General features: G+C 72.3%; 7 protein-coding genes and 1 pseudogene. 5 read left to right on the forward strand and 3 right to left on the reverse strand.

The features are described from left to right. Window positions 1–516 (forward strand): annotated as a pseudogene (locus AB0O67_RS34550) (glucose-6-phosphate isomerase); the annotation flags it as partial. A gap of 324 nt (window positions 517–840) precedes the next feature. Then, on the forward strand, window positions 841–1,107 hold the full coding sequence (locus tag AB0O67_RS34555; RefSeq protein ID WP_365459128.1) for a DUF2087 domain-containing protein: 267 nt from the start codon (window positions 841–843) through the stop codon (window positions 1,105–1,107). Window positions 1,108–1,141: 34 nt separating this feature from the next. On the opposite strand, the gene AB0O67_RS34560 is transcribed toward AB0O67_RS34555, so the two are convergent. From AB0O67_RS34560 to AB0O67_RS34570, 3 genes are read right to left on the reverse strand one after another with little or no spacing between them, the layout of a single operon-like run. Next, complete coding sequence (locus AB0O67_RS34560; RefSeq protein WP_365459110.1) at window positions 1,142–3,424, reverse strand: FtsX-like permease family protein; 2,283 nt, start codon at window positions 3,422–3,424, stop codon at window positions 1,142–1,144. 11 nt (window positions 3,425–3,435) lie between these two features. Further along, complete coding sequence (locus AB0O67_RS34565; protein ID WP_365459113.1) at window positions 3,436–4,188, reverse strand: ABC transporter ATP-binding protein; 753 nt, start codon at window positions 4,186–4,188, stop codon at window positions 3,436–3,438. After that, on the reverse strand, window positions 4,185–4,700 hold the full coding sequence (locus AB0O67_RS34570; protein ID WP_365459116.1) for a PadR family transcriptional regulator: 516 nt from the start codon (window positions 4,698–4,700) through the stop codon (window positions 4,185–4,187). Before AB0O67_RS34570 ends, AB0O67_RS34565 begins: the two co-directional genes overlap by 4 nt. A gap of 124 nt (window positions 4,701–4,824) precedes the next feature. Here AB0O67_RS34570 and AB0O67_RS34575 point away from each other — a divergent pair, with 124 nt between their 5' ends. From AB0O67_RS34575 to AB0O67_RS34585, 3 genes are all read left to right on the forward strand, one after another. Then, entirely contained in the window at window positions 4,825–6,096 is a 1,272-nt protein-coding gene (locus AB0O67_RS34575) for an ABC transporter substrate-binding protein (protein WP_365459119.1), read from the forward strand. A 173-nt stretch (window positions 6,097–6,269) separates the two neighbouring features. Next, a complete protein-coding gene (locus AB0O67_RS34580) occupies window positions 6,270–7,898 on the forward strand; it encodes a glycoside hydrolase family 13 protein (RefSeq protein WP_365459122.1) in 1,629 nt (542 codons plus the stop codon). Window positions 7,899–7,911: 13 nt separating this feature from the next. After that, a complete protein-coding gene (locus AB0O67_RS34585; protein WP_365459125.1) occupies window positions 7,912–9,237 on the forward strand; it encodes an ABC transporter substrate-binding protein in 1,326 nt (441 codons plus the stop codon). Window positions 9,238–9,332 lie beyond the last annotated feature (95 nt).

The following is a 9,332-nucleotide window of genomic DNA, read 5'->3' on the forward strand; positions in this document are numbered from 1 at the left end:
GTGTGGGGCACGCCCGGCACCAACGGGCAGCACGCCTACTACCAGCTCATCCACCAGGGCACGAAGCTGATCCCGGCGGACTTCATCGGCTTCGCCGAGCCCGTCGCCGAGCTGAGCGACGAGCTGAAGGCCCAGCACGACCTGCTCATGGCCAACTACTTCGCCCAGACCCAGGCGCTGGCCTTCGGCAAGACGCCGGAGGAGGTGCGCGCGGAGGGCGTGCCGGAGGAACTGGTCGCGCACAAGACGTTCAAGGGCAACCACCCGACGACCACGATCCTCGCGCGCGAGCTGACCCCGTCGGTGCTCGGCCAGCTCATCGCACTCTACGAGCACAAGGTGTTCGTGCAGGGCGCCGTGTGGAACATCGACTCCTTCGACCAGTGGGGCGTCGAGCTCGGCAAGGTCCTCGCCAAGCGCGTCGAACCCGCGCTCACCGAGGGCGCGCAGGTGCCCGGCCTGGACGCCTCCACGACGGCACTGGTCGCCAAGTACCGGGAGATGCGTGGCCGTTGAGCCGGGGCACCGGCCGCCCGGCCGCAAAAGCGGATGCGCGGCCGGCCTGCGGCGGGTGACACTGCTCCGGCCCCGTCACCCGCCGGAAGGACACTCACCATGGACCAGCTCATGGCCGCCCTAGCCGACCCGGAACGCCTGAAGCTGTACGCCCGGATCGTGCTGGAGGACCTGCCGCCCCGCGAGGAGGACTCGCCCGCCGCGCGCAGGCACCTGGGACGCCTGATCTCGTCGGGGCTGGTGGAGCGCCTGTCCGACGGTTCCCTGAAGGCCGACCCTGCGGTCTTCCGCCGCGCCCGCCCCGTAGAACCGGCGCAGACCGGTGTGCCCCGGCGCCTGACCGGGTTCTTCGCCCACGGGCGGCTGACGTCGATCCCCGTCCGTCCGGTCGTACGCCGAGAATTGCTGGAGCATCTGACCGAGACCCTCTTCGCGGCCGACCGGGGATACACCGAGCGCGAGGTCAACGAGGCGTTCCGCACGGTCCACGACGACACGTCCGCGCTGCGCCGCTACTGCGTCGAGAACGGCCTGCTCGTACGCGAGCGCGACGGCAGCAGCTACCGCCGCGCCACGACGGTCACCGCCTGACGTAGCGCGCCACCCACCATGCCGGCGCCCGCGCTCAGGCCACCGCGCTGAGGGTGTCGGCGAGGCGGTGGCGGGCCGCGCGGGATGCGGGCAGGGCGGCGAGGGCCGCGGCGCCCAGGACGGCCGACGTGCCGAACAGCAGCAGGAGCCCGGCTGGCGGGCCCTGCGCGATTCCCGCGCCGATGCCGCTGGAGCTGCCCTGGGCGTCGATCAGCCAGCGCGCCAGCGGCAGGCCCAGGGCGATGCCGAGCAGGACCGCGGTCAGGGCGGTGCAGGCGGTGGCCGTGACGGTGATCCCGGTGATCTGCCGTGGGGTGAGGCCGATCGCCTTGAGCGCCAGCAGGTCCCGCTCGCCCTCACGGACGGTGCCGCCGATCACGGTGAGCAGCTCGACGATCCCGATCAGGGCCAGCACGGCGATCAGACCGAGCACCACTCCGCGCAGCGACGACAGCCCGTCGACCGGATGGGGCACGGCGTGCACGTCCAGATGCCCGCCGGCCGCCGTCGCCAGGTCGCCCGCGACCTCGTGCGCGTCGGCCCCCGCACGCAGACGCAGCTCGTAGAGGGCGGGGCGCAGCTCCGGGTCGTTCTCGCGCAGGGTGTCGAGCGAGGTGGAGATGACCCGGCCGGCGTTCTCCGGCTCGATGTTGCGGCCCACGATGTGCAGAATCTGCGGCTGGTCGCCCACGGTCATGCGCACCCAGTCGCCGACGCGTACGCCGAGCAGGTCGAGCAGTCCCTGCCCGGCCACCGCCTCGTCCCGGCCGAGCGCGGGGCGGCCCTCGGCCAGGGCGTAGGGGTAGGGGTCGGCACGGGTGCCGAGACCGCGCAGCGCGATCGTGCCCGTCTGGCCCGGCACCAGCGCCGCCACCTCGACGCCCGGGTGGGCGGCGGCGATCCGCGGGTCGCGGTCGAGCAGGGAGCGGACCTCGGGGTCGCCGATCTCGCGGTCCGGGCGGACGGTGAGGTCGGCGGCGAGGCCGACCTGCTCGGGCCTGGTGTGGAAGCGGTCGATGGTGGTCCACGCGCTCATCGCCACCACGATCAGCAGCAGCGGCAGCGCCAGCCGGGCGACGGTGGCCGGAGTCCGCGGCCGGCGGGCGAACGCCTTGTGCCAGCCCAGGACCAGCGCGGGTGACAGCCGCAGCCCCAGCGCGCCGCGTGCCGGGCCCGACAGCCGTCCGGCGGCCGGGGCGGCGCTCCGGGGCACCGGAACCGGCGGCACCCGACCCGCCCGCCACGCCGCGAGCCCGGTGGTCGCGGCGATGAAGAGCACGGCCGCCACCGGTATGCCGGCCAGGGCCGCGGTGTGCCCCGGCAGCCCCTGCCACACGCCGATCGCGTCCCCGAGGCGGCCCGGTATCCGGCTGCCCAGGGCTTCGGTGAGCGTCGCCGCGGCCACCGCGCCGAGCAGCGCGTACGCGACGTGCTGGAGCAGGAAGACCCGGACGACCTGTGCGGGCGTGAAGCCGATCGCCTTGAGCACGGAGATGTCCCGCAGATGACCCCGTATCCGGGTGCCGATCGCGCCGTGCACGGCGAGCCCGGCGGCGAGCAGGGCCCCCAGCCCGAACAGGCCCAGCACCTGGCCGAGCAGCCGGGTGTCGCCCTGGGCCTCGGACCGGGCCTGCTGCCAGGTGGAGACCTCGCTGACCGCGCCGGCCCCGAGCACGGTGACGGCGCGCTGGACGGCGTAGTCCGTCTCGTCCGGATCCGTCAGGCGCAGCCCGGTCACCTCGCCGTCCGGAGCGCGCACGGCGGACGGCAGCGCCCAGACGAGGCCGGGCCGCTCACCGGGGCGGTAGCGCGGCTCGGCGCTGTCGGCGATCCCGGCGACGGTGAGCGTGCGCGCGGTGCCCGGCAGGGCGATGACGTCGCCGGGCTCGGCGAGCAGGGCGCGCGCCAGATGGCTCTCCAGGACCACGCCGTCCGGATGCGCGCCGTCCAGCCAGCGGCCCGAGGTGAGGAGTGGGCGTCCGTCGGCGGGGCCCGAGGTCGAGCCGCGCAGCTCGACCGACGCGCGGATGCCGCGGGCGGCGACGGTGGCGGACTCGGTGGGGAAGGGGCCCGCGACGGAGTCGACGCCGTCGAGACCGGAGAGCTCGCCCGCGTCGGCGGAGGGGGTCGTGTGGATCCACACGTGAGCGTCCCGGGACTGCGTGAACACGCGCTGCCAGGGGTTGGTCGCGTAGCCGAAGAGAGCCGTCGCGAGGAGCAGCGAGGCGACCACTCCGGCGGTCGCGAGCACGAGGAACAGCGCCTCACCGCGGTGCGTCCGCAGATCGGAGTGCACCCAGCGCAGGGTCGCTCGCATCGCCCGCCGCCTCAGTCCCTCAGCTCCAGCACCCCGGACGCCCCCACCCGGCGCGACGCGGTGCCGGTCAGCTCCGCGTCGTCCGCTATGCGTCCGTCGAAGAAGCTGATGACCCGGTCCGCGGCGCTCGCCAGCCGGGCGTCATGGGTGACCAGCAGGATCGTTTGGCCCCGCTGGTGGAAGCGGGACAGCAGCCGCATCACCTCGCGGGTGCCCCGGCTGTCCAGGCTGCCCGCGGGCTCGTCGGCCAGCAGCAGCGGCGGATGGTTGACCAGGGCGCGCGCCAGCGCGACCCGCTGCTGCTCACCACCGGACAGCTCGCCCGGCATGCTGCGTTCCTTGCCGTCCAGCCCCAGCTCGGCCAGCAGCGTCTCGCGCTCGGCCCGCGCCCGCTTCGGCGGGACCCCGGCGAGTAGCGCGGGCAGCTCGACGTTGTCCGCGACCGACAGGTTGGAGACCAGGTTGAAGAACTGGAAGACGATCCCGATGCGCCGCCTGCGCTCCACGGCCCAGCGCGCCTCGCCGTAGCCGTCCGTGCACTCGCCGTCCAGCCAGATGCTGCCGGCGTCCGGTCGCTGGAGCCCGCCGAGCAGATGCAGCAGCGTCGACTTCCCGGCGCCGGACGGGCCGGTCACGGCCACGAACTCCCCGCGCGCCACGCGCAGGTCGACCCCGCGCACCGCATGCGCCGGGGCGCCCTCGCCGTGATGCGTCTTGACCAGGGCTTCGGCGCGCAGCAGCGGAGTGGGACGGTGCTCGCTCACTCCTGCTCCTCCAGTTCCTCCTGGCAGCGCTCCAACCAGTCGAGGTCGGCCTGCAGATGCAGCATCGCGCCCTCGATCAGCAGCTGGGCGACGCGGTTGTCCCGGTTCTCGGTGGCGGCCAGCTTCGACAGGCTGCGCATGGTGTTCAGATACTGGCGCCGCTGCTTGTTGATCAGCGCGATCTGGTCGGCCAGCCCGGTCTGCGGGGCGAGCGCGAGCTTCATGAAGAACTCGTCGCGTACCCGCGGTTCGTCCGCCGTCTCCTCGTACCAGGCGTGCAGCGCCTCCCGCCCGGCGTCGGTGAGGTGGTAGATCTTCTTGTTGGGCCGGTTCGACTGCTCGATCTCCTCGCCCTCGATCAGTCCCGACTTCTCCATGCGTCCGAGGGTGACGTAGATCTGCCCGATGTTCGGCTGAGGGTACGCGGCACCCAGCAGTTGCTCAAGGTCCTGCTTCAGCTCATAGCCGTGGGCCGGTCCGCGCGCGAGGAGTGCCAGGAGGGGCAGGCGCACTCGTGCTCTCCTCCTCGCGTCCGCTCAGTGTGCTCCACGCCCTAGTATCGCCCATACCTAACAGGTATACATGGCGACTGACTCCGGGCGAAGAGGCCCGTTGCCGTTGTACAGGGAGGAACCTATGCGGTGGATCCATGCCGCGGGTAGGGGCCTCCTCGTCCTGGCCGTCGTACTGACCGGTTACGTCACCTCCGGCGCCCGCGCCGACGACGGCTCCGCGGGCGGACGCGGCCCGCTCACCCTGGCCACCGCCGGCGACCTCACCGGCTATCTCGGCCCCCTGCTCCAGGACTGGAACCGCGCCCACCCCGCCGAGAAGGTCACGCTCGTCGAGCTGCCGGACTCCGCCGACGAGACCCGCGCGCAGATGATCACCGACCTGCGCGGCGGCTCCCGCGGCCGCTTCGACGTCCTCAACATCGACGTCGCCTGGACCTCCGAGTTCGCGGCGGCCGGCTGGATCCGCCCGCTGCCCCGCGACCGCTTCCCGCTCGGTTCCCTCCTGCCCCCGGTCGTCGACACCGCGACGTACGACGGGCGGCTGTACGCCGTGCCGTACGTCACCAACGCCGGGCTGCTGCTGTACCGCAAGGACGTCCTCGCCAAGGAGGGCGTCCCGCCGCCGCGCACCTGGGCCGAGCTGGAGCGGGCGGCGGAGACGATTGCCCCGAGGTACGGCCTCGACGGCTACGCCGGGCAGTTCCTGCCCTACGAGGGCCTCACCGTCAACGCCGCCGAGGCCGTGTACTCGGCGGGCGGCACGATCCTCGGCGACGAGGGTGAACGCGTCACCGTGAACTCGAACGCGGCCCGCGAGGGCATCGGCTTCCTCGCCCGCGGCGTGCGCGAGGGCTGGATCCCGCGGCAGGCGCTGACCTACAAGGAGGAGGAGTCCAAGCAGGCCTTCCTCGACGGCCGCCTGCTGTTCCTGCGCAACTGGCCGTACGCGTACGCCGCCGCCTCGGCCGCCGCCTCCCCGCTGGCCGGCAAGGTCGGCGCCGTGCCCCTGCCCGGACCCGACGGCGCCGGCACCAGTGTGCTCGGCGGCTCCAACCTGGCCGTCAGCAGCCACACCCGGCACCCCGACACGGCAGCGCGCCTGATGGCGTACCTCACCAGCGAGCCCGTCCAGCGCCAGGTGCTCACGCGCGGCGCGCTGCCGCCCGTCCGGGCCGCGCTGTACGAGGACCCGGCGCTGATCCGGGACTTCCCTTATCTGCCGACCCTGCGCGCGAGCGTGCTCGCGGCCGCGCCGCGTCCCAAGAGCCCGCGCTACGACCAGGTCAGCCTGGTGGTGCAGGCGGTCGCGCACGACGCGATGAACGGCCGTGAGACGCCCGGGGGCGCGGTGCGGCGGCTGGCACGCGAGCTCGCCGCGACTTCCAGTCGATAGTTACCTGTTAGGTAACGCGCACATCTCAACTGGGCCTGGAATGCCCGAATAGGTCCACATACGCGGCAGTCAACTCCTCGGTAGCTTACGTCCATTCGTTGACACCCTCGCGACATGCCTACTTAACATGCATGCATAACCGCTGCACTAGCTCGTAGAGATGGATCAATGGGTTGAACAGGTACCACTGGTGGCGCGATGCGGTGATCTACCAGGTCTACGTCCGCAGCTTCCTCGACAGCACCGGAGACGGCATCGGCGACCTCGCCGGCGTCCGGACCGGACTGCCGTACCTGAAGAAGCTCGGTGTGGACGGGATCTGGCTGAGCCCCTTCTACCCCTCGCCGCAGCACGACCACGGATACGACGTGGCCGACTACTGCGACGTCGACCCGCTGTTCGGCGATCTCGCCGAGTTCGACCTGCTGGTGCGCGCCGCCCGGCGGCTCGGCATCAAGGTGCTGCTGGACATCGTCCCGAACCACTGCTCCAGCGAGCACCCCTGGTTCCGCGAGGCGCTCGCCTCGCCGCCCGGCAGCGCGGCCCGCGCCCGGTTCCACTTCGCCGACGGCCGGGGCCCGGACGGTGCCGAGCCGCCCAACAACTGGCACGCCATGTTCGGCGGTCCCGCCTGGACCCGGGTTCCCGACGGCCAGTGGTACCTGCACATGTTCACGCCCGAGCAGCCCGACTGGAACTGGCGCAACCCGGAGATCGGCGCGGAGTTCGACCGGAGCCTGCGCTTCTGGCTCGACCGCGGTGTCGACGGCTTCCGCATCGACGTGGCCGCCGGCCTCTTCAAGCACCCCGAACTGCCCGACTCCCCTGACCCGGAGGCCGACGCCCGCACCCGCGATTCGGTCAACCCGCTCGCCTGGAACCAACCCGAGGTGCACGACGTCTGGCGGCGGTGGCGCGCGACCTGCGACGAGTACGCCGCCCGCGACGGCCTCGAGCGACTCCTCGTCGGCGAGGTGTCCGTGCCGACCGCCCGTGAACACGCGCTGTACGTCCGCCCGGACGAGCTGCACCAGGCCTTCTTCTTCGACCTGCTCGGCGCGCCCTGGAACCCGGACGCCTTCCGCAAGGTCATCTCCGAGGCGATGCAGGACATCGCCGGGACCGGCTCCACGGTCACCTGGGTCCTCAACAACCACGACCAGGTCCGCACCGTCACCCGCTACGGCGAGCCGGCCACCGAGGGCAGCGGCCTCGGCGCCGCCCGCGCCCGCGCCGCCGCGCTGCTGATGCTGGCGCTGCCCGGAGCCGCGTACATCTACCAGGGCGAGGAGCTCGGGCTGCCCGAGGTCGTCGACCTGCCGGACGACGTGCTCACCGACCCGATCTTCCACCGCACCGGCAGCCGGGCCCGGATCCGCGACGGCTGCCGGGTGCCGCTGCCCTGGTCGGGACAGGCCTCCCCGTTCGGCTTCACCTCCGGCGTCGAGGGCGTCAAGCCGTGGCTGCCGCAGCCTCAGTGGTTCGCCGAGCATGCCACCGACCGGGCCCTCGCCGACACCCGGTCCTTCTGGCACCTGTACCGCGACGGCCTCCAACTTCGCTCATCGCTCGCCCAGTTGGGCGAGGGCAGGCTGCGCTGGCTGGACACCCCGCCGGGGGTCCTGGCCTTCGTCCGCGGCGACGACCTGGTCTGCGCCGTGAATTTCGGCACGGCCCCCACCCCCGCGCCGGTCTCCGGCACCCCCCTGCTGGCGAGCGGGCCCTGCCCGGACGCCGGGGTGCTGCCCGGCTCCACCGCCGTCTGGTGGATCACCGATTCCTCGTCAACTCCCACCCTTTGAAGGGACATCAACGATGATGCGACGACGTAGCACCCTGCTCACCGGCTGTACCGCGCTCGTCCTGGCGCTCGGCGCGACCGCCTGCGGCGGCGGCCCGGTCGCGGCCGGCGGCGGCGACAAGGCGCTCAGCGGCCAGACGGTCACCGTGGCCGGTGTCTGGTCCGGAAGCGAGCAGGAGAACTTCCAGAAGGTGCTGGACGCCTTCACCGAGAAGACCGGCGCGAAGACCCAGTTCGTGTCCACCGGTGACAACGTCTCCACCGTCGTCGGCAGCAAGATCGAGGGCGGCAATGCCCCCGACCTGGTGATGGTCCCGCAGGTCGGCGTGCTCCAGCAGTTCGCGAAGGAGGGCTGGCTGAAGCCGCTGTCCAAGACCGCGCAGACCTCCGTGGGCGCCAACTACGCCGACGTCTGGCAGACGTACGGCAGCGTCGACGGCACCCTGTACGGCCTGTACTTCAAGGCCGCCCACAAGTCGACCGTCTGGTACAGCCCCGACGCCCTCGCCCAGGCCGGGGTCGAGCCGCCGAAGACGTACGAGGAGATGCTGAAGGCCGGGCAGACCGTCTCCGACTCCGGGCTCGCGGCCTTCTCGGTCGCCGGGCAGGACGGCTGGACGCTCACCGACTGGTTCGAGAACATCTACCTCTCCCAGGCCGGACCCGAGAAGTACGACGCCCTCGCCGCGCACGAGCTGAAGTGGACGGACGCGTCGGTGGTCGAGGCGCTGACCACGCTCGGCAAGCTGTTCAAGGACAAGCAGCTGATGGCGGGCGGCCAGAAGGGTGCTCTGAACACCGACTTCCCGGGCTCGGTGGAGAAGGTGTTCGGGCCGAAGCCCGAGGCCGGCATGGTCTACGAAGGGGACTTCGTGGCCGGTGTCGCCAAGGACCAGTTCGGCAAGGCCATCGGCGAGGACGCGAACTTCTTCCCGTTCCCGTCGGTCGGCGGCGGCGACGCCCCGGTGGTCAGCGGCGGCGACGCGGCCGTCGTCCTGAAGGACGGCAAGAACGCCGAGGCCGGAATGAAGCTCCTGGAGTACCTGGCGACCCCCGAGGCCGCGGCGGTCTGGGCCGAGGCGGGCGGCTTCCTGTCCCCGAACAAGAAGGTCGACCTCGCCTCCTACGGCGACGACGTCACCCGGGCGACCGCCAAGTCCCTGGTCGGCGCGGGCGACTCGGTCCGCTTCGACATGTCCGACCAGGCACCGGCGGCCTTCGGCGGCACCAAGGGCGCCGGCGAGTGGAAGATCCTCCAGGACTTCCTGCGGGACCCCTCCGACCCGAAGGGCACCGCCGCCGACCTGGAGGCCGCGGCGGCCAAGGCGTACGGGAACTGACGGCCATGACCGCGACGCTCGTGAAAGAGGCGAGCCCCCCCGCCGCCGCCGGTGCCGGAAACAGGAGGGGTTCTTCATGGGCGAGGTGGTCGTGC

It is taken from the genome of Streptomyces sp. NPDC086077, assembly GCF_040686175.1.
Classification (GTDB): domain Bacteria; phylum Actinomycetota; class Actinomycetes; order Streptomycetales; family Streptomycetaceae; genus Streptomyces.